This is a genomic window from Streptosporangium vulgare, from assembly GCF_042428775.1.
Taxonomy (GTDB): Bacteria; Actinomycetota; Actinomycetes; order Streptosporangiales; family Streptosporangiaceae; genus Streptosporangium; species Streptosporangium vulgare.
Genome location: NZ_JBHMBS010000038.1, coordinates 19,722 through 45,737 on the forward strand (window position 1 = coordinate 19,722; position 26,016 = coordinate 45,737).

Sequence of the window (26,016 nt, forward strand, 5' to 3'; positions counted from 1 at the left end):
CTCCGACGCCGCTCCGAATCCGGTCCGACACCGCTCCGAATCCGCCAGAGCGCCTGGTCGTGCCGGTCGCGCCCTAACCGGTACGCGTCAGGTCGAGGACGACCTTTCCCCGCCGGGGCGGTCGCGCGGCCGTCTCGTGTGCCCGCGCCGCCTGATGGGCCGGGTAGATCTCCCGGACCGGAACGCGGAATCGGCCCCGGTCGGCGAGTGCCGCGGCTGACGTGAGTCCGTGGACGCCGTCGGGCTGGCCGCCGAAGCGGCCCAGGGACAGCCGGACCCCGTACGCCGATGCCCCGAAGTCGGCCAGGGTGACGACGCTGTCGGCGGTGCCGGTCAGTTCGATCAGTTCACTCAGCGACCCGGCCCCCGCGACGTCGAGTGCCCGGTCCACCGGAGTGGCGCTCAGCGCGCGGACCCGGGCGGGCAGGCCGCGCCCGTAGTCCACGGGTTCCACCCCCAGTTCCCTGAGGAACCGGTGGCTGTCGGGGCGCGCGGTGCCGATCACGCGGGCGCCGCGTGCCGCCGCGAGCTGCACGACGATGCTGCCGACGCCGCCGGCCGCGCCGTCGACCAGCAGTGTCGTGCCGTCTCGGATGCCGAGCAGGTCGAGGGCGCGGGTCGCGGTCTCGACGCCGGTGCCCGCCGCGCCGGCTTCGGCCCACGTCATGCCGTGCGGCTTGCGCGCCCAGAAGTCCAGGACCGCGTACTGCGCGCTCGCACCGCCCAGCCGTGCCACGTCGACCGCGCCGAAGACCTCGTCGCCGATGGCGTAGCCCGTCACCTCGTCGCCTATCTCGTCGATCACTCCGGCGGCGTCGACGCCGGGAATGTGCGGCAGGGCGAGGTTCTCGCCCGTCGGGGACGAGCCTTCGCGCAGGGCGAGATCGACGGGCGAGACCGCCGCGGCCTTGACGGCGATACGGACCTGGTGAGGGCCGGGACGAGGCTCGGGCGCGGTGCCCAGGGTGAGGACCTCGGGCGGGCCGAACCGCTCGAATTGCACGGCGAACATGGTCACCTCTCCCGCCCGGAGTCTCCGGGCGCTTCGAATGAGGTAAACATCGTTCCGGAGCACCTGTTCCGCTCCAGCGGAAAACGAGAGGGGCGCGGAGAGAAGTGACTCGGAAAACCAGGGCCGACGCGGCCGGCAACCATGAGCACATCGTCGCGACCGCCCGCGAGGCCTTCGCCGCGGAGGGCGTGGACCTCCCCATGCGCGAGATCGCGCGGCGCGCGGGTCTGGGCATCGCGACGCTGTACCGGCACTTCCCCACCCGTACGGACCTGATCGGCGCGGCCCTCGCCGGGCACGTGGCGGCCTGCCGGGCCGACATGCGGGCCGCGCAGGCGGAGCCGGACGCCTGGGTCGCGCTCAGCGGGGTCATCCGCCGGTTCGCGGAGCACCAGATCCGGTCCCCCGGCCTCAACGAGGCCCTGCTGGGCTCACACGCGGCGGGCGACGCCTTCCGCGACGACCGGCGGGCCCACGCCGCGGCACTGGAACAACTCGTCGCCCGCGCGCACCGGCAGCGGGTCCTGCGGCCGGAGACCTCCCTCGCGGACGTCCGCGTCGTCCTGATGGCGATCTCCTCACTGCGCCCCCTGCAGGCCACCCGGCGGCCCGAGGCGATCCGCACCCTGCTGGACCTGCTTCTGGCGGGGCTGCACTCGCCCGATCACCGGACGGTCACCGCGGCAGGCCGAGGTCCTCGACGTTGAGGGCGAGGATCTCCCCGGCTCGGCGGTCGGCGCGGCGACCGGACGGCGCGGGCCTGTGACGGTGGCCGGCCGGGCGAGGGTCCCGGCACAGCCGACGCCGGTGGTGGCCGCGGTGAGGGGGTCGACCCGATGGCGGCCCATGTGACAGATGATCTGGGTTCTGCGTCACGGCCGGGATGGGCCGAAGGCTCTGCCGCGAGCGCGTGTTCCGCGCTCTTGGGTGGAGTGACGCACGTCACGTCGTGTCCTGTCACGTCTCCGCGATCCCCGGTGTCCTGAGGGCATGACCGAACACAACACATCCCACAGGGTCGTGGTCATCGGTGGCGGTTACGCCGGAACGCTGGCGGCCAACCGTCTGCGGATGCGTGACGACGTCGACATCACCCTGGTCAATCCGCGCCCGGAGTTCGTCGAACGCATCCGGCTGCACCAGTTCGTGGCCCGTACCGGCGACGCCACGATCGACTACGGCACGCTGCTGGGCGAGGGGATCCGGCTGGTCGTCGACAGCGCGACGCGCATCGACGCCGCCGCCCGCGTCGTGCGGCTGGCGTCGGGCCGCGCGCTGGACTACGACTACGTCGTCTACGCCGTCGGCAGCACCGGCGCGGTCCCCTCGGTGCCGGGCGCGGCCGAATTCGGCTGGCCCATCGCGGAGTTGGAGTCCGCGCAGCGGCTGCGCGCCAGGCTGGAGGAGTTGCCCCTCAAGGCTTCGGTCACCGTGGTCGGCGGCGGGCTGACCGGCGTCGAGACGGCCGCCGAACTGGCCGAACAAGGGCGCAGGGTCACGTTGGTGTGCGGCCGGGCCCTGGCGCCCTACCTGAGCGCGGGAGGGCGCCGATACGTCGCCAAATGGCTGACCCGCCATGGTGTCGCCGTGGTCGAGGGCGGCACGGTGACCGAGGTCCGGCCGGATGCGGTCGTCCTGGCCGACGGTTCCGCCGGCGGTGTGGTGCGTCCGAGCGCACTGACCATCTGGACGGCCGGTTTCGGCCTGCCGGAGCTGGCGGCGGCGAGCGGGCTGCGCACCGACGCGCTCGGCCGGCTGCTCACCGACGAGACGCTGACCAGCGTCGACGACGACCGCGTCGTCGGGGCCGGCGACGCCGCCGCACCGTCGGGCCGGCCGCTGCGGATGAGCGGCTACGCCGCGGGGCCGCTCGGGGCGCGGGCCGCCGACACCGTGCTGAGCCGCATCGCGGGGACCGGACCGGCGGTGATCGACCTGGCCTTCACGGGCGCGTGCGTCAGCCTCGGCCGGCACGCCGGCATCAGGCAGATCGCCGGTAAGGACGACGTCGCGGTGAACATCTACGTTCCCGGCCGCATGGGCGCGATAATCAAGGAATTGACCTGCAGGTTCGTGGTGTCGAGGAGGATCCGTCTGGAGGCGGGCAAGCCGGGTTCCATGGGCTGGCCCAAGGGCGGGCCGCGCCCCGGACAGCCGTCCTCCTCGGCGCGGGCGGCCACCTCCCCGTGAGCTCCGACGAGCACGCCGAGCGGTTCACCGTGTTGCGGCCTCTGCTGTTCACCATCGTGTACGAGATACTCGGCTCGGCGAGCGAGTCCGACGACGTGCTGCAGGACAGCTATCTGCGGTGGGCCAGGGTGGATCTCGCGACGGTGCGCGACACCAAGTCGTACCTGGCGCGGCTGGTGACCCGTCAGGCGCTCAACGCCTTGCGGGCGAGCACGCGCCGTCGCGAGGAGTACGTCGGCTCGTGGCTGCCCGAGCCGCTGCTGCTGGAGGAGAACGACGCGTCGGCCGATGTGGTGCTCGCCGAGTCGGTGTCGATGGCGATGCTGGTGCTGCTCGAGACGCTGACCCCCCATGAGCGAGCGGTGTTCGTGCTGCGCGAGGTGTTCGGGTTCGACTACGACGAGATCGCCGCGGCGGTGGGCAGGTCCGCGGTGACGGTGCGCCAGATGGCGCACCGTGCCCGCGGGCACGTCCGGGCGCGGCGTAGGCGTTTCGAGCCCTCCGACGCCGCGACGACGACGCGGATCACCGAGCGGTTCATGACCGCGGCCACCACCGGTGACATGGTGGGGCTGCTGTCGTTGCTCGCGCCGGACGCCACCTGGACAGCCGACAGCGGCGGCAAGGCCACCGCGGCGCGCCGGCCGGTGGTGGGCGCGGAGAAGGTGGCCGTGCTCGTCGTGGAACTCCTCCGCGCCGGGCGGCTGCCGGACTCGCGGATCGAGACGGTCAACTGCAACAACGCGCCCGCGATGGCCGCCTACGACGGCGACCACCTGGTGGGCGTCTGCCTGTTCGAGGTCGGCGACGGGAGGATCACCAACTTCTACGTCATCCGCAACCCGGACAAACTCCTCGCACTGACGGTTCCACGTCAGATCAGCCGGTAGGGGTCGGCAAGCCGCGGCGCGACGGGTCGCGGTCGCGCATGTCTGGCGCGAGCGAAGTCGCCGCCGCATCCGAGTGCTACCGGCCGCGGCCGGCCCGCCACCGGGCCTCACCTGGTCCGAACCCCGAACAGCTCCTAGCGGCCCCCCAGTTCGGCGGTGATGGTGTCGGCGTAGCGGCGGACGAGGACGCCGATCTCGGCGACGGCGTCGGCACGCATCTCGTGCTTGAGCGCCGTCACGCTGATCGCGCCGACGCAGGTGCCCGTGCGGTCGAGCACGCTCGCACCGATGCACACGACTCCGGCCGTGTCCTCCTCGTCGTCGACCGCGTAGCCCCGTTCGGCGGTGCGGCGGAGGTCTCGTAGCAGGGTCTCGACCTCGACGATGGTGTTGGGGCCACGCGCCGGCAGGCCGGTCGTCTTGATGATCCCCTGGATCTCGTCGTCGCCGAGGGTGGCGAGCATCGCCTTGCCGATCGCGGTGGCGTGCGGCAGCTCGCGGCGGCCGAGGAACGGGGCGATGCGGATCGTGCCGGGGCCGTCGACCCGTCCGATGGCCACGGCGTACCCCTCATCGAAGATGGCGAGACGTGAGGTCAGGCCGGCGGTTCGGGTCAGCTCCTCCAGATAGGGCATCGCGACCTCGCGGAGCCCGGTCTGGGAGGTCACCCGGTCTCCCAGGTAGGCGAAACTCAGGCCGAGGCGGTACCTCCGGGTCGGGCCGCTCCCCTGGCTGGCCACGAATCCGCGTCTCAGCAGTGTCTGCAGGATGGAGTAGGCGCTGCTCTTGGACATGCCGACGGCGGTCGCGACCTCGGTGACGGCGAGGCCGTCGCGCCCGCCGTCCGCGAGCGCCTCCACGACGTCGATGGCGTGGTCCAGGCTCTTCACGCGGTACTTGTCGGCATTGTCGGTGTTTGGAGTCACCGAACGATTATCGGTATCACCGAACGCAGACGTCAAGCTCCTCATCTAAAGTGCCATGTACATCCTTGACGTCCGTAATTTCCGAATGCCATAGTTTCGTATCACATAACCCCGTTTGGTGATACCGAACAAGATTTAGGGTGGAACGTATGCTCCGCTATCGCTCCTGGTCGTTAGGCGTCGCCGGCCTCACGGCCGTCCTCGTGACCGCAGGTTGTCAGAGCCCGGAAACGCCGACCTCCACGGGGATCGAGGTGCCTGCCGAGGCGATGTCGCACACGTTCCCCTGGGGTGGGTTCAAGCTCGCGCCGCGCATCGCCGAGAAGATCAAGAAGGGCGAGCAGGCGAACATCGTCATCGACATCCAGGGCACCGCGCTGCCGATCCAGGGCGCGCAGATGCGCATCGGCATGCAGCGCGGCTGCGAGAAGGAAAAGGCCCGGCTGGGGATCGCGTGCCGGCTCACCGGCCCAGTCACCACCAACACCTCGGCGCAACTGGCCGAGCTGGAGACGCTGCTCAGCGGCAACCAGGTGGACTGCCTGGGCCTTCAGTCCCCCCTCCCCGACCAGTACGTGGGCATCATCGACAAGTACGTCCAGGCGGGCGTCCCGGTCTTCACCCTGAACAACGACGTCCCCAACTCGAAGCGGTTCGCGTTCTACGCCCTGAACGAGCAGCAGTCCGGTGAGATCAACGGCAAGACCACCGCCGCCATCGTCAAGGCCAAGGGGTATCGGCTCGACACCGTCGCCCTGGGCAGCGGCCAGCCGGCCGGGCCGTGGGCACAGGCCCGCATGACCGGCTTCGTCGCCGGGTTCACCTCGGTCTTCCCCGACACCCGCTTCTTCAACGATCCCAAGAGCGGCATCCCCACCGGCGACAACTTCACCACCCAGGAAGTGCTCAACAGCGTCGGCCCGTTCCTGCAGGCCCACAACGACGTCAACCTGTTCTTCCACACCGACCAGGGGGTCGAGGGAGTCGGCGACATCATCAAGAGCAAGAACCTGGCAGGCAAGGTGTGGACCTCCGGCTTCAACGTCAGCGGTCCGATCCTCGACTCGATCGACGCGGGCCGGACGCTGGTCACCATCGACCAGGGCTTCGACAACCAGGCCGAGGCGCCCGTCTCGGCGTGCGTGGACTACCTGACCAGCGGAAAGGTGCCCGCGGAGCCCCTGCAGTACCTGGACCCGATCGTGATCACCAAGGACGGCGGCTCCGGGCTCATGACCACCGCGGAAGCACGCAAGCGCCTCGCCGACGCCACGACGCCGTAGACGTGCGTCTCGTCGAAACAGTCGTCATGCCGACGAACCACCCAATGCGCATCGAGTGCCAGGAGGTGTCACATGTCAGCCACATCCGACGTCGCTAGCCCGCCCGCCCAACGCGCGGCGCTGCCCTTGGAGCGCCTGCGAACCCTCGGGCTGGTGCTCGCGATCATTCTGATCTGCCTGTTCTTCCAGTCACAACGGTCGACGTTCCTCAGCGGCGACAACCTGCTGACCCTGTTGCGCTCGATGTCCTCACTCGGCATCATCGCCTTCGCCCAGCTGCTCGTCATCCTGCTGGGTGAGATCGACCTCGCCGTGGGCGCGATCTACGGCCTGGTCTCGACCTCCCTGGCGGTGCTGTGGCTGGGCGGCGGAAGCCTCCCCTTCACGCTTCCGTTCCTCCCCGCCCTGGCGGGGGCGTTGCTCATCGGCCTGTTCGCCGGCGCGCTGAGCGGGTTCCTGACCGCCTACCTCAAGATCCACTCATTCATCGCGACCCTCGGGCTGCTCAGCCTCGCCTCCGGCACGGAACTGCTGATCAGCAACGCCTCCACCTTCAACCCCGCGTACAACACGCCGCCCCCGCCGTCATGGGAGCTGCAGTTCTTCCAGGCTCTCGGCGGCACGCGGCTTCCGTTCGGCATCCCGATCCAGGTGCTGTGGCTCGCGCTCTTCTTCGGCGTCTTCTGGTTCCTCCGCCACCGGAGCATCGCCGGGTTCCGCCTCCTGGCGATCGGGGGCAACCCCAAGGCCGCGGCGATCGCGCGTCTGCCGATCCGGCGCTACCGGATGGCGGTATTCGTGATCAGCGCCCTGATGGCGGCCATCGCCGGCATCCTGGACTTCTCCTACGTCGGCTCGGTCGGGCCGAACTCCGCCGGCCAGCTCAACCTCCAGGTGATCGCGGCCGTGGTGATCGGCGGCGCGAGCCTCATGGGCGGGCGCGGGACCATCTGGGGAACCCTCCTGGGAGCGATGCTGCTCGCCGTACTGGCCAACGGTCTCGCCCTGCTCGGCATCGGAGCCTTCGCCCAGTTGCTCTTCGTGGGCTTCGTGACCATCGGAGCGGTGATCCTCGACCGGGTGACGAGTGACCTCGGAAGCCGCCGGCGAGGACTCGCGGTTGCGGGGGCGGCCTCGTGACCACCATGGAGATCCGGGGGGTACGCAAGCGGTTCGGAGGCACGCAGGCGCTGGCCGGAGTCGACCTCACCCTGCGCGGTGGCGAGATCCTCGGCATCGCCGGGCCCAACGGCGCCGGTAAGAGCACCCTGACGAAGATCCTCTGCGGGGAGGAGTCGATGGACTCCGGCGAGATCCTCGTCGACGGACGCCCCTGGCAGCCGGGAGACCTCTCGGACCCGATCGCCATCGTCCACCAGGAACCCCAGGTGTGGACCAACCTCACCCTTGAGGAGAACCTGCTCGTGGGGAACGAGGGCTCCCGCTGGCGAGCCCCGGCGGCGGGAGAGGAGCAGCGGCGCATCCTGCGGTCGCTCGGCGTGGCCCACCTCGCCGACCAGCCGCTGGAACGTTGCACGCTCGCGGTGCGGCAGCGGACGGAGATCGCTCGCGCCCTGGTCAGGTCGGCCCGGTTCTTCCTCTTCGACGAGCCGAACTCCGCCCTCACCGACGAGGAGTCCCACGCGCTCTTCGCCTTCATGCACGGCCTGGCGGACCAGGGCTACATCGTGGTCTTCATCTCCCACCGCCTGTCCGAGATGGTCGCGCACTGCGACCGTGTCGTGGTGATCAGGGACGGCCTGCCCGCGGCGACCCTGACCGGGGACGCGCTCACGGAGACCGCGATCGCCGTCGAACTCGTCGCAGGCCAGGCGGTGCGTACCGAGCGCCGCGCGACCTCCCGGCCCGGCGACGGCGAGACCTCCGCCGCGGAGGTGCTGGCCGTGACCGGTTGGAGTGACGGGGCCGGGTCGTTCCGCCCGCTGGACCTCGCGCTCCGCCGGGGAGACGTGCTGGCGGTCGTCGGTGTGGAGGGGTCCGGCGGGCGTGAGCTGGTGGCCTCCCTGGGCGGGCATCGTCCCGCGACCGGCACGGCACGCCTGGACGGCGCGCACGGCACCAAGGCCCTGCGGGCGAGGACCTCCTATCTCTCGGCGGACCGCCAGGAGATGCTGTTCCAGCACATGTCCGTGGGTGAGAACCTCGTCCTCCGTCTCGGACGGCGCGAGATCTGCGGGCCGTTCGCACGCCTGCGCCGACGGGAGATCCAGTCCCGGTCCCGTCAGATGATCGAGCGGTACGGGGTCCGCACCTCCGGACCCGCCCAGAACCTGTCGGCGCTCAGCGGCGGGAACCAGCAGAAGGTGGCCATCGCCGCCGCGATGGCCACCATGCCCGACGTGCTGGTCATCGAGGAACCCACCCGCGGCGTGGACATCGGCAGCAAGGCCGAGATCTACGCCATGCTCAACGAATTCGCCGCCGACGGCCGCGCCGTCGTCGTGTTCTGTACCGAGGCCCCCGAGGTCTTCGAGGTCGCCAACCGGGTGATGGTCCTGGAAGGCGGCCGGATCGTCCAGGAGCTGGCGGTCCGCGACTACGACACCGTCGACGCCTTCGCGCACGCCCTCGCGCTGCTCGAAGGCGTCGACACGCCCCAGGACCAGCCCTCGACCGGCCTGACGACCCTCGTCGGCCCGTCCGAGAGAACGGAGAAATCATCGTGACGACCTCGCCCCGCTGGCGCGTCGGGATGGACACCGGTGGGACGTTCACCGACCTCGTCGCCCTGTCCGACCAGGGACAGCTGCTGCTGCGGAAGGTCAGCTCCACTCCGCGGCGCCCCTCGGACGCCGTGTTCGCCGCCCTGGAGCGCACCGGCCTGGACCTCACCCGCGACCTCGACGACTTCGTCCTCGGCACCACGATCGCCACCAACGCGGTCATCATGCGCCGCGGCGCCCCCGTCATCCTGCTGACCACGGCCGGTTTCGAGGACGTTCTCTACATCCAGCGCATCGACCGGCCCGGCCGGTACGACCTCCAGTGGGTCAAGGCGGAGCCCTACGCCTCCCGCCGGAACACGGTCGGGGTCAAGGAGCGGGTGCTCGCCGACGGGACGGTCCGCCTCGCGCTGGCGGACGAGGAGGTCGGCCGGGTCATCGAGACCGTCGGCGGCCTGCTGGCCGGGCACGAGGACGCCGCCATCGCGGTCTCCCTGCTCAACAGCTACCTCAACCCCGACCACGAGCGGGCCCTGGCGGCGAAGCTGCGTGCGGCGTTCCCGCAGGTGGCGGTCTCGCTGTCCGCTGAGGTGGCCCCCGTGTGGCGCGAGTACGAGCGCACGGCGACCACCGCGATGGACGCCTACGTGAGCCCCATCGTCCAGCGGTTCGCGCACACCCTCGCGACGGGCCTGAACGAGCGGGCCATGTCCGGATGGCACGCCCTCATGAAGTCCAACGGCGGCCAGGTGCCGCTGGAGCACTCCGCCGACCGTCCCATCGAGCTCGTCCTGTCCGGGCTGGCCGGCGGCATGATGGGCGGCGGCTACTGGGCGCGAGCGGTCGGGTCGGAGAAGGCCGTCACCCTCGACATGGGCGGGACCAGCGCGGACGTCGGAGTGGTCGTGGACGGCCAGCTCCAGTACACCGGGCTGTTCGAGGTGGAGTGGGGCGTGCCCATCGCCGTACCGATCATCGACGTCTCGACGATCGGCGCGGGCGGAAGCTCGCTGGCCTACGTGGGCAACGACGGACTGCTGCACGTGGGACCGGCCAGCGCCGGGGCCGATCCCGGCCCGGTCTGCTACGGCCGGGGCGGCACCCAGCCGACGGTGACCGACGCCAACCTCGTCATGGGACGGCTGCATCCCGATCACTTCCTCGGCGGAGAGCTCACCCTGGACGCGGAGCGCGCCGGGACGGCGGTCGCCGAACTGGCGGACTCCCTGGAGCTGGGAGTCGACGCCGCCGCCGAGGCGGTCCTCACCCTGGCCGTGGAGAACATGGCCGGCGCGGTCCGGCTGGTCACCGTCGACCGGGGGCACGACTACCGCGAGTTCGACCTGGTCGCCTTCGGCGGTGCCGGCCCGCTCCACGCGGCGGCCATCGCCCGGCACATGCGGATGCGGCGGGTCATCGTGCCGCCGACGCCCGGTCTGGTGTCGGCATTCGGAACGATCATCTCCGACCAGCGCGTGGACCGCAGGATGACCGCCGTCCGCCGGCTCGACGCCCCGGAGGCGACGGATCTGGCCGGCATCCTCGCCCGCCTCGCGCGCGAGGCGCACGCGGAACTGGCCGCGCAGCGCCGCGCAGACGCGACCGGCGACATCGTCGTCACCACCTACGTCAGCTGCCGGTACGTGGGGCAGAACTACGAGCAGGAGATCCGGACCTACCGGGGCCACCTGGACCGCTCCTACGAGTCGCTGCTCCCGGCCTCTCCGGACGACCCGGATCTGGACCGGCGCCTGGTGGAGATGTTCCACGCCTCGCACGCCCGCGTGTACGGCTACGACCTTCCCGAGCAGGCCGTCCAGAGCGTCTACGTCGGCGCGACCGCCCTCCTCGCGGGAGGAGAGGTGCGGTTCGTCCCCTACACGCGCACCACTCCGAACCCGCGGATCTCCACCAGGAGGGTCCAGGTCGGCGAGGGCGTCTGGGCCGACACCGCGGTCGTCGACCGCGAGGAGCTCCAGCCGGGCTACACGCTGAACGGGCCGGCGATCGTGGAGGAACCCAACTCCACCACCTTCGTCCCTCCCGGGTACCGCATGGAAGTGGACGGGACGTACTGCCTGATCATCGAGGCCGTCAAGGGTCTCGGGGAGAACCTCGACACGGGAGCGGACACGTGAGCACACGGACGGGCACGGACGTTGACAAGATCACCCTGACCCTGGTCCATCGCCAGCTGGTCAACACCTGCGACGAGATGGCCGTGTCCATGATGAGGACCGCCTACTCGCCGATCTTCTCGGAGGGGCTGGACTTCTCCACGCTCATCCTCGACCGGGACGGCAACCTCGTCGCCAACGCGGGCCTGAACCCCTCGATGCTCGGGGCGTCACTGTACGCGGCGACCTGGATCGTGCGAGAGGTCGGCGCGGAGAACTTCGCCGAGGGCGACGTCTACATCCACAACGACCCCTACCGGGGCGGGTCGCACATGCCCGAGCACATGATGGTCATGCCGATGTTCGTCGACGGAGAGCTCGTCGCCTTCATCGGCAACATCGCCCACATGGCCGAGATCGGCGGGATGGCGCCCGGGTCCTTCGCCGCCACCGCCACCGACGTCTACCAGGAAGGGCTCCGGCTCCCCCCGGTCCTGTTCTACCGGGGCGGCGAGCCCGTCCGGGACATCTGGCGGATCATGCTCGCCAACCACCGGACGCCCAACGACTCCTGGGGCGACCTCCACGCGATGTACGGGTCACTCCAGGTGGGCCGGCGGCGCCTGGAGCAACTGATGGAGGAGCGTGGCACCGATCTGGTGACCGGCGTGTTCAGCGGCATCCAGGACTACACCGAGGCGGCGCTTCGGGAGAACATCCGGGCGCTGCCCGACGGCGTCTACCACGGGATGGAATGGTTCGACGACGACGGCATCACCGCGACCCCGTACGCGATCCGCCTCAGCCTGATCGTCGACGGTGACGAGATCGTCTTCGACTACTCCCGCTCGGATCCCCAGGCGACCGGGCCCATCAACGCGCCCTACGTCGTGACCATGTCCGCGTCGCTGAACGCGCTCCTGTACATGATCGGAACCGACCTGCCGGTCAACGCGGGGCTCAACCGCCCGGTGCGGATCGTCACCAAGCCCGGCACCATCTGCTGCGTCCAGCTGCCGGGTGCCTGCGTCGGCGGCCAGACCGAGTACCAGCCCCGGGTCATGGAGATGATCATGGGTCAGGTCCTCGGTCCCCTCCTGCCGGAGCGGGCCGCCGCGTCCAGCGGCAACACCTCGCTCAACTTCCTGTTCGGCGGCACCGACCCCCGGACGGGCGACTACTACGCCCACTATCACTTCGAGGCGACCGGCTGGGGCGGCCGGATGAGCACCGACGGCAACAACGCGACCATGCCTCCCCACGCCAACTGCCGCAACACGCCCGTCGAGATCTTCGAGCTGCGCTGGCCCTGGATCCACGAGAGCTACCGGCTCGCGCGCGACGAGGTCGGGGCCGGCAGGCTGCGCGGCGGCGCGGGTGTGGTCCGGGTGCTGGAGGTCGCCGCGGACACCATCTCGGTGAGCGCGCTGTCCGACCGGGCCAACCAGGAGCCGTGGGGCCTGTTCGGCGGGTCCGACGGCAGCCGCACCAGGATCGACATCAGCCCGGCGGGAAGCGACGAGTTCGTCAGCTTCCAGCAGCACTTCGGGCTGGTGAGCCCGACCAAGTTCACCAACGTCCGCCTGCACCGGGGCGACCGGGTACGCCTGACCTCCCCCTCGGGCGCCGGTTACGGCCCGGCGTCCGAGCGCCTCCCCGAGCTCGTCGCACAGGACGTCCGTGAGGGCTACGTGAGCCCCGAGGACGCGGAGTCGGTGTACAGGGTCCGCCTGGACGCCGCCGGCGACGTCGACCCCGTGGCCACCGCCCGTCTCCGTGAAGGGACACCCGCATGAGCTGGCAGGATCTGACCAAGAGCTGGCAGGACACCTCCGTCGACTACTGCGACGTGTGTGGAAACCTCCTGATCCACACGTACTGGCGGTTCACCGACGGCGACGCCACCCTGCGGGCCTGCCGGCAGGGGGACGAGGCACTGTGGTACCGCCTCAAGCGCCTGCGGGCCGACTACCCGCCGATCGACCGCACCCTACCGGCCGGCCTGGCGGCCGCGCGCGACGCGCGCGAGTGAGACCCGTCCCACCGGCCGTCCGTCTTCCCTCCCAACCTTGGCGTTCTCATCGAGGAGAAAAATGCCAGCGCTACTGAACCAGACCTACCGACTGCCGTACCGGCACGGCGTCCCTTCGAGCGGTGGTCGCTTTCCGGACGGCGCCGGCTTCCGCATCGAGATACCCAGCGTCGAGGGCCCGGCGGTCCTCGAGGCGGTCCTGTCCGCCGCCGCCGAGCACGACGTCGTGGTGAACCGCGTCTCGCAGGGATCGGGAGCCATGCTGCTCACCGTGTCCGAGCTGCGCGACATGGCCGCGATGGGCGCCGAGAACGGCCTTGAGGTGTCGTTGTTCGTGGGGCCGCGCGAGTCCTTCGACGTCGGCGCCAACGCGCGCACCCCCGAGGGGATGGGCCGCGGCGGGCAGCTGCGCGGGCTGCGGCAGCTCATGTACGGGGTCGAGGACGTCGTCCGCGCCGTGGACGCGGGCATCCGGAGCTTCCTCATCGCCGACATCGGACTGCTCGTCGCCCTGCGCGACCTCCAGCGGACCGGTGAGCTCCCCGAGGAGTGCGTGTGGAAGATCAGCGTCTCCCTCGCCCCCTCCAACCCGGCTGCGCTGCGGGTGCTCGCGGACCTCGGGGCGTCCACGGTCAACGTCCCCTCGGACCTGACCTACGCCGACCTGGCCGAGATGCGGGCGGTCACCGACCTCCCCCTCGACCTCTATCTCGAGTCGTCCGACGGCCTCGGGGGCGTCGTCCGGGGTCATGAGATCGCCGACCTGGTCGCGATCGGGGCACCGCTGTACGCGAAGTTCGGCCTGCGCAACGCCCGGGACGTCTACCCGTGCGGGGAGCAGGTCCTCGAGGACGCGGTCCGCAACGTTCGCGCCAAGGTCCATCGGGCGGCGGTCGCCCTGGAATGGCTGGCCCGCTCCGGTGCCGACGCGGTCCAGTCCGGACCTCACGCGGCGGGGCTCGGCGTTCCCCGCCGGGTGGTCTAGCGTGCGCGCCGACCGTGGACGAGGGGTGCGGGACGACCGGAGGCGGTGGTCCCGGCCGTGACGCCGTCATTGCGCAGCGCCGCGTGGTTCGAGGGTGACGACGAGGTCGCCGTCGAGCACCGGGCCGCCCTCGGGTCGCTGGGGATCGCCGTCTCGCCCGGCGACCCCCGGCCGGTCATCGGCATCGCGCAGTCCGTCAGCGACCTCAACCCCTGCAACGAGGGACTCCGCGACCTCGCCGAGGCGGTGAAGGAAGGGGTGCGGTCCGCCGGGGGGATTCCCCTGGAGTTCCCCACCATCAGCCTGGGCGAGGACCTCATGAAGCCCAGCGCCATGCTGTACCGCAACCTCATGGCCATGGACGTCGAGGAGACCCTGCGGGCCCACCCGATCGACGGGGTGGTCCTGCTGGGCAACTGCGACAAGACGATCCCTGCCCAGCTCATGGCCGCCGCGAGCGCGGACCTCCCGGCGATCCAGGTCGCCGGCGGGTCCCGGCCGGTCGCGACCTTCCGGGGAAGGCAGATCGGCGCGGGGACGGACCTGTGGCGGCTCTGGGAGGAGTACCGCAACGGCCTGCTGAGCCCGCAGGACTGGGCCGCGCTGGAACGCTGCCTCGGTTGCGGTCCCGGCGCCTGCAACACGATGGGGACGGCGTCGACGATGGCGCTGCTCGCCGAGTCCATCGGCATGTCCCTGCCCGGAACGGCGTCGATCCCGACCGGCGACCCGCGCGCCCGGGTGGGGGCGGAACAGGCCGGTCGCCGTGTCGTGGCCATGGTGGAGGAGGGACTCCGCCCTTCGGCGATCATGACCTCGGCCGCCTTCGACAACGCGGTCACGGTGCTCGCCGCGATCGGCGGGTCGACCAACGCCGTCATCCATCTCTGCGCGATTGCCGGCCGGCTGGGACTGCGAATCCCCCTCGAACGGTTCCAGGAACTGGGCCTTCGGGTACCCGTCCTCGCCGACGTGTCGCCGTCGGGGCGATACCTGATGGACGCCTTCGACCGGGCCGGCGGGCTGCCCGCCCTGCTCGCCGAGATCGCCGGCCATCTCGACCTTCGGACGACGACGGTCACCGGAGGCCCGCTGAGCGACTACGTCGCCGCCACCGGAGGATCCCCGCGCGGCGCGATCAGAAGCCTGGACTCCCCGGTCCGGGAACGCGGCGGCATCGCCGTGCTGCGGGGCAACCTCGCCCCGGACGGGGCCGTCCTGAAGACCTCCGCCGCGAGCCCCGAACTGTTCCGCCACCGTGGCCCCGCCCTCGTCTTCCGGGGGTGGCACGATCTGCGGCGACGGCTGGACGACCCCGACCTGCCGCTCAGCGCGGACACCGTCCTCGTGCTGACCGGTTGCGGCCCCAAGGGCGTGCCCGGCATGCCGGAATGGGGGATGATCCCGATTCCCGCGCGCCTGGCGGCGGCCGGGGTCAAGGACATGGTGCGGATCAGCGACGGGCGGATGAGCGGGACGAGTTTCGGGACCTGCGTGCTCCACGTGGCACCCGAGGCGGCGGCCGGAGGACCCCTCGGGCTGGTCCAGGACGGGGACATGATCGAACTCGACGTGGAGGCCGGCCTGCTCCGGGTCGATGTCTCCGAGCCGGAGTTCGAGGCGCGCCGCCGGCTCGCCGAACCCTTCCGCACCCCGCATCTGCGCGGCTGGCCGCGCCTCTACCAGGACCACGTGACCCAGGCGCCCGAAGGATGTGATCTCGACTTCCTCCAGGCGCCGACCCCTGAACACCGCCGCTTCGTGGAACCCGTCGTAGGGCGTTCTTGAAGATCTACGAGGCCGCCTTCGCGCGGCCTCGTCCGAATCGCACTCCCGAGGAAACAGCGCCGATGCCTTCTCATGCCCCCGGCCAGACGGCCGGGCCGACGACCTTCCGTGCGACGTCTCCCCTCACGGGCGAGAAGGGTCCTTCGATTCCCGAGACCACCGCGGCCCAGGTCACGGCCTCCGTGACGGCCGCCACGGAGGCGTACCGGGTCCTGCGGACCTGGCCGCCGTCCCGGCTGGCGGCCCTGCTGGACGCCGTCGCCGACACGTTCGAGCACCGGAGCCAGGAGATCGTCGCCGCGGCCCACCTGGAGACGGGCCTCGCCGTGCCCGCCCTGGAGGGAGAGTCCGTACGCACCGTCGGCCAGCTCCGGATGTTCTCCCGCCTGGTGCTCAGCGGTCGCCACCTCGAGGCGACGATCGACCACGCGGATCCCGGTGCCCGCCCGCCTCGCCCCGACCTGCGCCGGACGAACGTGCCGATCGGTCCCGTCGCGGTGTTCGAGGCCAGCAACTTCCCCCTCGCCTTCGGGGTGGCCGGCGGCGACACGGCGTCGGCTCTGGCCGCCGGGTGCCCGGTCGTCGTCAAGGGCCACCCGCTGCACCCGGTCACCTCGACGCTGTGCGCGGAGGTCGTCCACGCCGCCCTGCGCGATGTGGCCGCACCCCATGGCACGTTCTCCCTGCTCCAGGGAGATTCCCACGCGGTCGCCCGCCGGCTGGTCACCGAGCCGGGGATCAAGGCCGTGGGCTTCACCGGATCGACGGGCGGCGGCCGGGCGCTCCACGACCTCGCCGCGGCCCGCCCGGAACCGATCCCGGTCTACGCGGAGATGGGCAGCGTGAACCCATTGGTGATCTTCGAATCCGCGTTGCGGGCTCGCGGCGCGCGGATCGCGACCGAGCTGGCCGGATCGCTGCTGACCCGCGCCGGCCAGATGTGCACCAGCCCCGGCCTCCTCTTCGTTCCCGAGGGAGAGCCCGGCGACGCGCTGGTGGCCGCGCTCCGCCGGGAGCTGCTCGCCGGCGGCCGCGGGCCGATGCTGAGCGCGGGCATGGCCGGGTCGCTGACCTCCGCGCTCGAGGAGGCGTGCGCGACACCGGGAGTGCGTCTCGCGGCCGGGGGCCACCGGCTGTCGGCCGTCGAGGTGGAGAACACCCTGGTCATCGCGGACGCCGACGCCTTCTTCGCCGGTCCGCACCTCCGGGAGGAGCATTTCGGCCCCGCGTCCGTCGTGGTCCGGTTCGGTGCACCGGCCGAGCTCCTGTCGATGTTGGACCTCCTGCCGGGCAGCCTGACGTTCACCATCCACGCCGAACCGGAGGACGCCCTCGCCCCTGTGGTCGCCCTCGCCGCCGACAGGGCCGGGAGGGTCGTCTGGAACGACTACCCCACGGGGGTCGCGGTGACCGAGGCCATGCACCACGGCGGCCCGTACCCCGCCACGAGTTCGGCCGCCCACACCTCGGTGGGGCCCGCGGCGATCCGTCGATTCCTGCGACCGGTGTCGTACCAGAACACGCCCGACGCCGTCCTGCCGGCAGCGCTGCGGGAGCTCAATCCGCTCGGTCTCCCCCGCCTGGTCGACTCCGAGTGGACTCCCGCCGCCGGCACGGGGCCCGAGCCGGCGGCCGGGTGAGGAGGAGGGACTTGGCGGTTCATCCGGTAGGAGACGCCGCATCAGGGCCTGTGTGATGTCGTGATCGATCAAGGCCAGGTAGTTAAGGGGATTTGGTTCTCGTCAACCGGCTGAGACGGGCAACGGGCCTCTCGCAGATCGGATGTTCGGCGAAGATCATCTGAAGAGTGGAGTCCCGTTGCGGGATCACTCCGTCATCTCCCGGGTGGTGCGGGTGGCCGCGGGGGTGTTCGCGCCGGGGCATCTGGGAGAGCTCACGCAGGTCGTGCCGTTCGAGTTGGTGGACGCGGTGCCGGCGGAGACGGGCCGGGTCCAGCGGCGGCTCCGGGAGCTTCCCTTCCGGGGCGGGGGCTATTTCCTGCTGGCGATGTGCCTGTTTCCGGAAGTCGGCTACCGGCTTGTCTGGGACAGATGACCGGTGCCCTGGCCGGGTTGCCCGCGGTCGTCCCACCGGCCGCGAAGGCGTCACGCGACCTGCGCCGCAGGGTGGGCGCTGCGCCGAGGAGCCGCGCAGCCGTAGCCACCATGACGCACCTCCCGGTCGACGCCTCTCAAGCCCGGGGCTCCCAGAACGCCGTGAAGCGCCTGCAGCGACGGGTGGGGCTGGGATCCCGGGCGGGCAGATCGCCGCTCAGCCGCCATCGCCCGTGCTGGTCGAGCCGGAGGAGATCTTCCGGCGCGAGGTCCTGGACCGCCACGCCCTGCCCGTCCCGGCTCCTGCGCGCTGGGCCAGCGAGCCCGAGCCCGAGCACCTGCCCGACATCGACTACACCGCCGACCGTGCCCGGCCGGTCGAGCTGATGGCCGCCCGACAACGCCACGAGGAGACCCAGACCCCATGACCATCGGCGCCGGGGACGTTCCCCCGTGGATCCCCTCCCGTAGGAGGGGAGGGCCTCCTGCCGCCGCACCACCTCCGAGCGCCTGGAGCTCCCCGTGGCCGCCTGGCGGTGCGCCGAGTGCCGCCTGGCCTTCTACGCCGACGCCTGGCGGGCCTGGGCGATCCTGGTCGACCGCGCCGATGAGGGCAACGACGTGTTCAACTTGGGGCCGAGAGGGTGCGCAAGCGGCGGAGCCGTTCGTCATCGCGGCCCGGTGGTGCGGGCCCGGCCCGGACGAGGGCGGCTGGATGATGGGCGGCAACCCGCCCACGGACAGCGCGGGCGCGCGGGAGGCGGGCTTGCGCGGCGTCTGGCCGGGGCGCGTATCGGAGGGCGTCGCCCCGGACGCGGGTGACCGGCTCAGTTCTGGGTCGCCGGGCGGATGACGATCTCGCCGATCTCCACGTCACGCGGCTGTTCGATGGCGAAGGCGACGGCGCGGGCGACGGCTTCCGGCGCGATGGCGTACTGGTCCATGTTGCGGCGACGGGCACCCCCGCTCGGCGAGCGGCACGGCCACGCGGCCGGTTCCAAGGGCGAACTCGAGCACCTGTCCGTCGCCAGCGAGCTCTGCGAGGCGCTCCACGGCTGGCCCTAAGACCTCGGGCGCGAACATGCCCTCGCCCGGTGTGTCATAGCGCTGGGCGGCATCGATATCCCAGATCTCCTCCTGTTGCATGCCGCCAACGATGACCGTGGGGTACGCGTTGTCCACCGACTTTGTGCTCCTACGGTGGTAAACGCGTTCATGCCGCCGACTGTGTGCGCACTGCGCTGACCGGCACGGCGATCGTTGACGCCGGATTCCGTTCCCAATCACTCTGATCCCTGAGCCGGCGGCGAACGTGACCAGCACAGATCAGCCAGGGACGGCGGGGGCAGAGCACCGACGGCAAGGAGCCCGCCCCCGGCAGCAGGCCTTCGAACGGGGCGCGGGAGGTGCTTCGCCGCTGGACCCACGCGGGCGGCATCGCGCACGGGCCGCCTCGCGACCGGCGGCGGGCCGACACCGGCCTGACGGTCCACGGCGACGGCCGCCACCACGCCGGGGCTCGCGCCACCGGAACGACGAGGGTCCACGGGCGTTGACTTTGTCGCAACCTATGACGCATCATCTTGCTACAAAGCTTGCGACAAAGGAGGCGCCATGACCCGCGAACCGTCACCGGACACCGATCCGCCGACACGCACGACCGATCTGCGCATGGCAGGCGAGTGGCTGACCCACCACGACCTGGCCGACACCCACCCGACCCCGCTGCTCGCCAGCCGGCTGGCGGTCCGCAGACGCGCCCGCCTGGCCACCTACGTCATCCTGGCCGCGCTGATCATCGTGAGCGCCCTCGTCGCCACTTCCGCTTTCGGCGACCTCCCGCCGTATCGCCCGCTGCTGGCCCTGGCCGCGTCGGTGGCCGGGCTACTGCTGGCACAGTCCCTGCTCGCCCGGTGGGTGCGACGCGTCGACCAGCGGGCGGGCGCGACACTGTCGCGCAGGGCCGCCCATCCGATCCAGCCCGGCTGGCGGACCGTGCTCGGTCGGCCGTACGCCGTCTTCGCGGCCGCCACGTTCGCCGGTGCGGCGGTGCTGGCCGCAAGCGCCCTGGCCGTTCCCGACCCCGTCGTGCGGCAGCTCGCCGTCGTCGTGCTGATCGGCCTGCTCGGCGCGACGGCCATCACCGCCATGCAGCTACGCCACCTGCTCAGCTTCCCGGTCGTGGCGGAGGACGAGGAGTCGCTGACCGCCGACGTCATCATGCGCGTCGAAGACGCCCGCGAGCTCACCACGCCGAACGTGCAGTGGTCGCTGCCGGTGGTGCTGTTCGGCACCGCGCCCGGCTGGTGGGGCGCCGCCGCGGTCGCCTACATCGTCCTGAGCCTGGCCGCGCTCATCGCGCTCCAGGCCAGGACGCCGTCGTGCGCGACGGTGGCCCGGCGGGCCATGAGCGTCCGATGATCATCATCGATGCGGCCTCGCCGGTACCGCCGTTCGAGCAGCTGCGCTCCCAGCTCGCCCGGCAGATCCAGGAGCGCACGCTGGCCGTGGGCGCCCGGTTGCCGACCATCCGCCACCTGGCGGCCGACCTCGGTCTGGCCGTCAACACGGTCGGCCGGGCCTACCGGGAGCTGGAGGAGGCGGGGCTGATCGAGACGCGCGGGCGGGCGGGCTCGTTCGTGTCGGCCGCCGGCGAGGAAGGCCGGGAACGGGCCCGCCAGGCCGCCGCCGACTACGCCGCCGTGATCGCCAGCGTCGGCCTCGACGCGGCCGAAGCGCTCCGCATCGTGCAGGCGGCTCTGGCGGCCGGTGCGGCGGCACCGGCCTCGTCATGACCGCGACCCGGCCGCGGGGGTCACAGGAGTCCGGGGCCGGACTGGCCACCGCACGCGCCTTCGCCGAGTCCGGGGCCGCCGTCGCCCTCACCGACGTCAACGAGACCGCCCTGAACACAGCGGCGAAAGAGCTCACCGACGCGGGCCACCACGTCCTCGCCCTCACCTGCGACGTCACCGACGAGAACCAGGTCGCCGCCGCCGTCGACCGCACCGTTGCCATCTTCGGCCGCCTCGACATGGCCTACAACAACGCCGGCATCCAGATCCCGCCCAGCGACGCCGCCGACGAGGCCGTCGAGGTCTTCGACCGCGTCAACGCCGTCAACCTGCGCGGCGTCTGGGCGAGCATGAAACACGAACTGCGGCACATGCGCACCCAGGGCAGCGGCGCCATCGTCAACTGCTCCTCCCTCGGCGGCCTGGTCGGCATCCCAGGACGGGCCTCCTACCACGCCTCCAAACACGGCGTCATCGGCCTGACCACCAGCGCCGCCCTCGAATACGCCCCCGCGGCGTGCGCATCAACGCCGTCTGCCCGGGCACCATCGACACCCCGATGGTCACCGACATGATCGCCAAAGGTGAACTCGATCTGGCGGAGGCCGAGGCCAACCAGCCCATCAACCGGCTCGGCACCGCCGAGGAGATCGCCCAGGCGGTCCTGTGGCTGTGCAGCCCGGGCGCGAGCTTCGTCATCGGCGTCGCCCTGCCCGTCGACGGCGGCTACGTCGCCCGCTGACCCACCCGGGCGGTTCAGCGTGTCACGGCGTCGGAGCCAGGGTGCTGTCGGAGGCGCCCATGCGGTCACCGGCCTACCCGCACGAGACCCTCTTCACCGAAGGGCTCGACGCTGAGCCGGACCTGTGGGAGCTGGGATTCAGCGCCATCTGGATCAAGGGCGCGGACCTCGACGCCCTCGCCCGGGCCTTCTGCCTGGACCTCGCCACCCGTACCCGGCCCTCTGCTCGGGTCGGTGCGATGAACCCCAAAGTAACTCTCAGTAATCGGCGTGAGTGGCGCTTGAGGGGTATCAGTGGTGCTTGGGCCGGGAGGTGGGGTTCTACTTGGACTCGTCGGTGCTCGCTCCAGGCGCGTTGAGAACACCGTTGCAAGCAACAGAAACAAGGAAGCTGTCACCAGGTACACGCGAGCGCGTTAGCCCAGGTCAGTGCGGGGCACCGCACCCGATTGCCGCTCCCGTGAGCGCACAGACGGCCGGGTGGTCTCCCGGCCACTCCCCGCGGCGCTGGCCGCAACTCATTTCGAGCCGGTGGCCGTGGCGGTGAGGTGGCGGTAGATGGTGGGGCGGGTGACGCCGAACTCGTCGGCGATCTGCTGGACGGTGTAGTCGCCGGAGTCGTACATCTCGCGGGCGAGCCGGACCTGGCGGGGGCCGAGCTTGGGTTTCTGCCCGCCGGTACGGCCTCCAGCCCGTCCATCGTCCGCTCCGACATCAGGGCGTGCTCGAACTCCGCGCGCTACCCCGATTCTCGTGATCGAAGTGCAACGCGAAGGGGGCTGCGCGTTACGTAGGCGCGTACATGGCATGCGTTACAGCGGCGACCTGCGGGAACGCCAGATTGATCTTTGTGTATCGCGAACGATCGATTCCGTACAAGATCTGCTCTGCTGGGGGCTCGTACGGCAACGAGTGAGGCATTTGGCCAGGCGTGGGCTGAGTTTCAGGACAGGAGGGTGCCCACCCGCTTGACCGTGCGGATCACGGGCGCGGTCTCCAGTTCGCGCACGCCCTGGAGCGGCGCCACCCGCTCGGTGAGATAGCGGTAGAGATCGCGGGTGTCACGGCAGGTCACCCCGGCCATGAGGTTGGTGGGGCCGGTGGTGGCCGCCACCACGTCGGCCTCTGGATGGGCGGCCATGGCTTCGCCGACGGAGGCCAGGGCCGACGGCTCGACCTTCATCCACAGCCAGGCCTCGGCGTGGTAGCCCAGGGCTTGTGGGGGGCTTTCGACGTCGAACCTGAGCGTGTCGCTGGAGCGCAGCTCGTCGAGGCGGCGCCGCACGGTTGTGTGCGACCATCCGCTGGCCGCCGCCAGCTCGCCGTACCCGGCCCGCCCGTCCTGGGTCAGCACCCGCAGCATCGCGTGGTCCTGGGCGCTCAGCGACACGCCCCTTTCCTCCGGCGGCTTCTCGTACGGCGAGGCGGGCCGGATCCGCTCGGCCTGCTCGTCGGTGAGCACCGCGACCCGGCTGCGCCAGCCGGCGAACATGTGCAGGGTCGCGTGCGCCGACATGGCGACGATGCGCGGGGTGCGCGGCAGCTTCTTCAGCAGCAGGGCGTCGCCGTCCAGGTCGCCGCCCGCCTGGACGCCGCAGGCGATCTCCGTGCCGCCGGACAGCAGACGGACCCAGACGGTGTCGTCGCGGCGGGCGAGGGCCTCGGCCACCTGGCCGGCCGCGTCCGGCGTGCACACGAGCCGCACCGACCACGAGGTTCGGCCGAAGCGCCGGCCGTCGAGCCACCCGACCACACGCAGGACGCCCTGCGCGCGCAACTTCCGGTAGCGGCGGGCGACGGTGTGTTCGGAGACGTCGAGGACGTCGGCGATCGTCCGGAAGGAGGCGCGGCCGTCGATCTGGAGCGCGTGCACGAGGGCGTAGTCCATTTCATCCAGCACGCTAGTTTTCTCCATGGATCATGATTACACGCTACTTATCGCCACAAAGTGACACGTGAGGTGCGTGGCTGCCGGGGCCACAGGATTCTTGATGCATGAGCACTTACCTGGTTTTCGGCGCAACGGGCAACGTGAGCAGAAGGGTGGCCGAGCGGCTGGCCTGGAGTGGCGCCGCCGTACGAGCGACGAGCCGCACCCCTGAGGGCGCGAAGCTGCCCCGCAGCGTCGAAGTGATCACCCCGGACCTCGACGCGCCCGGCGCCCTCGACGACGTCGATGCCGCCTTCCTCATGTGGCCCTTCCACTCCGCCGAACCCGCCCGCCCCATCGTCGACGCGCTCAAGCGCCGCGTCCGCCACGTCGTCTTCATGACCGGCGGCGGCGCCCTGCCCGGAGTCGCGCCCAAAGAGCAGCCCAACCCGGTCGCCCGCTGGCACGCCACCGTCGAGCGGCTGATCGAGCAATCCGGCATGGAGTGGACGGTGCTGAGCCCCAGCACCTTCATGACCAACACCCTGTGGTGGAGCGACCAGATCAAGGCGGGCGACATCGTCCGCGGGTCCTTCGGCTCGCTGGCGATGACACCGATCCACGAGGACGACATCGCGGCGGTGGCCGTCCACGCGCTGACCGAACCCGGGCACGAAGGCCGCCGCTACACGCTCACCGGGCCCGAGGTGCTGCCCCAGGCCGAGCAGGTGCGGCTGATCGGCGAGGCCATCGGCCGCCCGTTGCGCTGGCAGGAGCTGACGCTGGAGCAGGAGCGCGCCCGGCTGCTGGCCGACCCCGACTTCCCCGACGGCTTCGTCGAGGAGTTGCTCGCCGGCTACGCCAAGATGGCCGCCGCCCCGCTTCCGGAGGTCACCTCCGCGATCCCCGACATCACCGGGGCGCCCGCCACGACGCTGTCGGCCTGGGCCGCCGAGCACGCCGCGAACTTCGGCGGCGAGCAGCGATGAAGGTGATCGTCATCGGGGCCGGCCTCGGCGGGCTGGCCCTGGCCAACGGGCTGGGCAGGGCCGGGATCGACGTGGCCGTCTACGAGCGGGCCCAGTCGCCCCTCATCAGGCGCCAGGGCTACCGCCTGCACCTGAGCGACGTGGGCATCGACGCGCTGACCAGCGTGATGGCCCCGCAGCGGCGAGCGGCATTCTGGGCCACCGCCCACAAGCCCGCGCCGGAGCGCGAGCGGCAGGGTGAGCCTGGCTGAGCGTTACAGCGTGGGCAGGGGTGGCGCTCGACGTCGTCTGCTTCGGACGTGAGTGCGGTCTGAGGGCCCGTCATGACCCCGGATGCTGTCACAGACATTTCCCAGCACATGCCTGGTTCAACTTTTGAGTGAGAACGAGTTGTGACGGTGAATCCGCGACCCGGACCGCTTCCGCCGACTGTTCTTGGTCTTGCTCCGAGAAAGGGTCGTTTATGAGAGTGGCTGACCTTTTCAGCGTAAGGTCGATGCCGTACGTGGGATTGCCGAAGCCCTGGTTCGGGCACCGAGGAGCCGTCGATGCCGGGCCAGGATTTGCTGCGCGCCGCGCGCCTGGCTGGTTACGGGACCGTGAGCACTCAACTGTCCTTGCTGAGCGACCACCGGCTCGGGGAGGTCGTGGCAGCCGCCACCCCGCTCGGGTCGGGCATCGGCGGCAGGTCGGCAGAGCTGGACATCAACGGAGCGCGCGTCTTCGTCAAGCGGATCCCTTTGACGGACACCGAATTACGCCCGGAGAACGCGCGGTCGACGGCGAACGTCTTCGGACTGCCGATGTTCTACCAGTACGGGGTGGGCTCGGCCGGGTTCGGTGCCTGGCGGGAGCTTGCCGTGCACACCATGACCACGAACTGGGTTCTCAGCGACGAGTATGCGGGATTCCCCCTGATGTACCACTGGCGGGTTCTGCCTGACTCTCCTCCCGAAGGATTCACCGACGAGTTCGGGGGCCTGGAGGGGGCCGTCGCGCACTGGGAGGGATCACCCGCCGTTCGTGACCGGCTGGAGGCCATCGGCCGGTCCTCGTGCAGCCTGGTGCTCTTTCTGGAGCACGTGCCGCACACACTCGCCGGATGGCTGGCCGACCACCGCAAAACCGCCGTACCGGAAGGCGGGGACGGCTCGCCCTTCCGCTGGGTGGAGGAAGCTCTGACGAGCGGAGCCGCCTTCATGAGTTCTCGCGGACTCGTCCACTTCGATGCTCACTTCGCCAACATCCTGACCGATGGCCGCCAGCTCTACTTCGCTGACTTCGGACTCGCTCTGAGCTCCCGCTTCGACCTTTCGGCGGACGAGTCCGACTTCCTCTCGGACCACCTCGCGTACGACCACTGTTACACCGCGAGCCACCTGCTCCAATACCACTTGCTCGACGGCGTGCGCGGTGACACGGAACGTGAAGTCTTCCTGCACGACTGGATCGCAGGCCGGCGACCTGGCGACATCCCGCCCGAGATCACGGCCATCATCGACCGGCACGCACGCCCTACCGTCGTCCTGGACTCCTTCTTTCGTCGTCTGTTCACCGAGAGCAAGCAGACGCCGTTCCCGGCCGCGGAGATCGAGCGGCAGTTGGGCGCTGGCGCCACAACCCCGAGCTGATCCACGCCCTCGCCTCGGCTGTCCGGCA

The 26,016-nt window shown here is 70.9% G+C and carries 24 protein-coding genes and 2 pseudogenes; 21 read left to right on the plus strand and 5 right to left on the minus strand.

Annotated elements, in window-relative coordinates; translation table 11 throughout:
- Window positions 1–73: 73 nt before the first annotated feature.
- Complete coding sequence (locus tag ACFFRH_RS40230) at window positions 74–1,012, minus strand: NADP-dependent oxidoreductase (RefSeq protein WP_344746049.1); 939 nt, start codon at window positions 1,010–1,012, stop codon at window positions 74–76.
- Window positions 1,013–1,116: 104 nt separating this feature from the next.
- Here ACFFRH_RS40230 and ACFFRH_RS40235 point away from each other — a divergent pair, with 104 nt between their 5' ends.
- The 3 genes from ACFFRH_RS40235 to sigJ all read left to right on the plus strand — a co-directional run bounded on the left by ACFFRH_RS40235 (window position 1,117) and on the right by sigJ (window position 4,092).
- Complete coding sequence (locus ACFFRH_RS40235) at window positions 1,117–1,719, plus strand: TetR/AcrR family transcriptional regulator (RefSeq protein WP_344746050.1); 603 nt, start codon at window positions 1,117–1,119, stop codon at window positions 1,717–1,719.
- Window positions 1,720–2,002: 283 nt separating this feature from the next.
- Window positions 2,003–3,202 carry an NAD(P)/FAD-dependent oxidoreductase gene (locus ACFFRH_RS40240; protein ID WP_344746051.1) on the plus strand — a complete coding sequence of 400 codons (1,200 nt, stop codon included), beginning with the start codon at window positions 2,003–2,005 and terminating at the stop codon, window positions 3,200–3,202.
- Window positions 3,199–4,092, plus strand: coding sequence for an RNA polymerase sigma factor SigJ (sigJ, locus tag ACFFRH_RS40245; protein ID WP_344746052.1), 894 nt, complete (start codon window positions 3,199–3,201; stop codon window positions 4,090–4,092). Before ACFFRH_RS40240 ends, sigJ begins: the two co-directional genes overlap by 4 nt.
- A 134-nt stretch (window positions 4,093–4,226) precedes the next feature.
- On the opposite strand, the gene ACFFRH_RS40250 is transcribed toward sigJ, so the two are convergent.
- On the minus strand, window positions 4,227–5,018 hold the full coding sequence (locus tag ACFFRH_RS40250; RefSeq protein WP_344746053.1) for an IclR family transcriptional regulator: 792 nt from the start codon (window positions 5,016–5,018) through the stop codon (window positions 4,227–4,229).
- A 269-nt stretch (window positions 5,019–5,287) separates the two neighbouring features.
- Between ACFFRH_RS40250 and ACFFRH_RS40255 the strand changes: the two genes are divergently transcribed.
- The 15 genes and pseudogenes from ACFFRH_RS40255 to ACFFRH_RS40330 all read left to right on the plus strand — a co-directional run bounded on the left by ACFFRH_RS40255 (window position 5,288) and on the right by ACFFRH_RS40330 (window position 21,498).
- On the plus strand, window positions 5,288–6,301 hold the full coding sequence (locus ACFFRH_RS40255) for a sugar ABC transporter substrate-binding protein (protein ID WP_344746054.1): 1,014 nt from the start codon (window positions 5,288–5,290) through the stop codon (window positions 6,299–6,301).
- Window positions 6,302–6,373: 72 nt separating this feature from the next.
- Window positions 6,374–7,441, plus strand: coding sequence for an ABC transporter permease (locus ACFFRH_RS40260; protein ID WP_344746055.1), 1,068 nt, complete (start codon window positions 6,374–6,376; stop codon window positions 7,439–7,441).
- Between the two features lie 5 nt (window positions 7,442–7,446).
- The gene (locus ACFFRH_RS40265) at window positions 7,447–8,988 is read left to right on the plus strand and encodes a sugar ABC transporter ATP-binding protein (protein WP_344746101.1); all 1,542 of its coding nucleotides are present in this window, start codon (window positions 7,447–7,449) and stop codon (window positions 8,986–8,988) included.
- Complete coding sequence (locus ACFFRH_RS40270; protein ID WP_386163002.1) at window positions 8,985–11,123, plus strand: hydantoinase/oxoprolinase family protein; 2,139 nt, start codon at window positions 8,985–8,987, stop codon at window positions 11,121–11,123. The genes ACFFRH_RS40265 and ACFFRH_RS40270 overlap by 4 nt, the downstream gene beginning before the upstream one ends.
- Window positions 11,120–12,898: a hydantoinase B/oxoprolinase family protein gene (locus ACFFRH_RS40275; protein WP_386163005.1), complete on the plus strand. Its 1,779-nt coding sequence runs from the start codon at window positions 11,120–11,122 to the stop codon at window positions 12,896–12,898. Before ACFFRH_RS40270 ends, ACFFRH_RS40275 begins: the two co-directional genes overlap by 4 nt.
- The gene (locus tag ACFFRH_RS40280; protein ID WP_386163008.1) at window positions 12,895–13,134 is read left to right on the plus strand and encodes a hypothetical protein; all 240 of its coding nucleotides are present in this window, start codon (window positions 12,895–12,897) and stop codon (window positions 13,132–13,134) included. Before ACFFRH_RS40275 ends, ACFFRH_RS40280 begins: the two co-directional genes overlap by 4 nt.
- Window positions 13,135–13,195: 61 nt before the next feature.
- On the plus strand, window positions 13,196–14,119 hold the full coding sequence (locus tag ACFFRH_RS40285) for a hypothetical protein (RefSeq protein ID WP_386163011.1): 924 nt from the start codon (window positions 13,196–13,198) through the stop codon (window positions 14,117–14,119).
- Between the two features lie 57 nt (window positions 14,120–14,176).
- Complete coding sequence (locus ACFFRH_RS40290) at window positions 14,177–15,907, plus strand: dihydroxy-acid dehydratase (RefSeq protein ID WP_344746063.1); 1,731 nt, start codon at window positions 14,177–14,179, stop codon at window positions 15,905–15,907.
- Window positions 15,908–15,969: 62 nt separating this feature from the next.
- Window positions 15,970–17,547, plus strand: coding sequence for an aldehyde dehydrogenase (NADP(+)) (locus ACFFRH_RS40295; protein ID WP_344746064.1), 1,578 nt, complete (start codon window positions 15,970–15,972; stop codon window positions 17,545–17,547).
- Between the two features lie 178 nt (window positions 17,548–17,725).
- Complete coding sequence (locus ACFFRH_RS40300; RefSeq protein WP_344746065.1) at window positions 17,726–17,962, plus strand: transposase domain-containing protein; 237 nt, start codon at window positions 17,726–17,728, stop codon at window positions 17,960–17,962.
- A gap of 232 nt (window positions 17,963–18,194) precedes the next feature.
- Complete coding sequence (locus ACFFRH_RS40305; RefSeq protein WP_344746067.1) at window positions 18,195–18,389, plus strand: hypothetical protein; 195 nt, start codon at window positions 18,195–18,197, stop codon at window positions 18,387–18,389.
- A 514-nt stretch (window positions 18,390–18,903) separates the two neighbouring features.
- A complete protein-coding gene (locus ACFFRH_RS40315; RefSeq protein ID WP_386163016.1) occupies window positions 18,904–19,026 on the plus strand; it encodes a hypothetical protein in 123 nt (40 codons plus the stop codon).
- A 549-nt stretch (window positions 19,027–19,575) separates the two neighbouring features.
- A complete protein-coding gene (locus ACFFRH_RS40320; RefSeq protein ID WP_344746069.1) occupies window positions 19,576–20,382 on the plus strand; it encodes a hypothetical protein in 807 nt (268 codons plus the stop codon).
- Window positions 20,379–20,756 carry a GntR family transcriptional regulator gene (locus ACFFRH_RS40325; protein WP_344746070.1) on the plus strand — a complete coding sequence of 126 codons (378 nt, stop codon included), beginning with the start codon at window positions 20,379–20,381 and terminating at the stop codon, window positions 20,754–20,756. The genes ACFFRH_RS40320 and ACFFRH_RS40325 overlap by 4 nt, the downstream gene beginning before the upstream one ends.
- Window positions 20,753–21,498: pseudogene (locus tag ACFFRH_RS40330) on the plus strand (SDR family NAD(P)-dependent oxidoreductase). Before ACFFRH_RS40325 ends, ACFFRH_RS40330 begins: the two are co-directional and overlap by 4 nt.
- Before the next feature lie 518 nt (window positions 21,499–22,016).
- On the opposite strand, the gene ACFFRH_RS40335 reads toward ACFFRH_RS40330, so the two are convergent.
- Window positions 22,017–22,307: a helix-turn-helix domain-containing protein gene (locus ACFFRH_RS40335; RefSeq protein ID WP_344746071.1), complete on the minus strand. Its 291-nt coding sequence runs from the start codon at window positions 22,305–22,307 to the stop codon at window positions 22,017–22,019.
- Between the two features lie 134 nt (window positions 22,308–22,441).
- On the minus strand, window positions 22,442–23,398 hold the full coding sequence (locus ACFFRH_RS40340) for an Lrp/AsnC family transcriptional regulator (RefSeq protein WP_386163021.1): 957 nt from the start codon (window positions 23,396–23,398) through the stop codon (window positions 22,442–22,444).
- Window positions 23,399–23,493: 95 nt separating this feature from the next.
- On the opposite strand from ACFFRH_RS40340, the gene ACFFRH_RS40345 reads away from it, so the two are divergent.
- Both ACFFRH_RS40345 and ACFFRH_RS40350 read left to right on the plus strand, forming a co-directional pair.
- Window positions 23,494–24,357 (plus strand): SDR family oxidoreductase, encoded by an 864-nt coding sequence (locus ACFFRH_RS40345; protein WP_344746073.1) that lies wholly within the window; start codon window positions 23,494–23,496, stop codon window positions 24,355–24,357.
- Window positions 24,354–24,608, plus strand: coding sequence for an FAD-dependent monooxygenase (locus ACFFRH_RS40350; protein WP_344746088.1), 255 nt, complete (start codon window positions 24,354–24,356; stop codon window positions 24,606–24,608). The genes ACFFRH_RS40345 and ACFFRH_RS40350 overlap by 4 nt, the downstream gene beginning before the upstream one ends.
- On the opposite strand, the pseudogene ACFFRH_RS44785 reads toward ACFFRH_RS40350, so the two are convergent.
- A pseudogene (locus ACFFRH_RS44785) lies at window positions 24,590–24,718 on the minus strand (zinc finger domain-containing protein); the annotation flags it as partial. The gene ACFFRH_RS40350 and the pseudogene ACFFRH_RS44785 overlap by 19 nt on opposite strands.
- A 187-nt stretch (window positions 24,719–24,905) precedes the next feature.
- Here ACFFRH_RS44785 and ACFFRH_RS40355 point away from each other — a divergent pair.
- Window positions 24,906–25,988 (plus strand): protein kinase family protein, encoded by a 1,083-nt coding sequence (locus ACFFRH_RS40355; RefSeq protein WP_344746087.1) that lies wholly within the window; start codon window positions 24,906–24,908, stop codon window positions 25,986–25,988.
- Window positions 25,989–26,016: the final 28 nt, after the last annotated feature.